Raw genomic sequence first — 337 nt, 5'->3', positions numbered from 1 at the left:
CCGCACACCCGTCGCTCGCGGTCCGAAGGGGGAAGCGGACGCCAGCGCGATCGGAGCTGAGATAGGTTCGATTTCGCCCGTTACAAGGGCCGAGGCTCGGCTACTGCGGACCGAGCCTGCCCAGGGCGACGGTGGCTGCCGCCTCCTCAAGCTTGGGCCGATCCTCCCGGTACGACACCTCGGCCGCCTGGTAGCGCGCGGACACGGCGTCGATATTCTGGGCCAGCAGGACCTGTTCGGTGGCTAGGCCGACACAGCCCTCATAGGCGGCCGGCGACGCAGTCGCCGCGCCGGCGGGCGCGCCGGGCAAGGGTGTGGTCACCGGCGGCGGAGGCGG

The 337-nt window shown here is 72.1% G+C and carries 1 protein-coding gene; it reads right to left on the bottom strand.

Translation table 11 applies throughout. The features are described 5' to 3' along the window. Positions 1-100 precede the first annotated feature (100 nt). A partial coding sequence (locus Q0L11_RS14615; RefSeq protein ID WP_296598181.1) for a hypothetical protein occupies positions 101-337 on the bottom strand: 237 nt, incomplete at its 5' end.

The sequence above is a fragment of the Phenylobacterium sp. genome (genome assembly GCF_024508875.1).
Taxonomy (GTDB): Bacteria; Pseudomonadota; Alphaproteobacteria; order Caulobacterales; family Caulobacteraceae; genus Phenylobacterium.
This window is presented reverse-complemented; position numbering and strand designations above follow the sequence as displayed.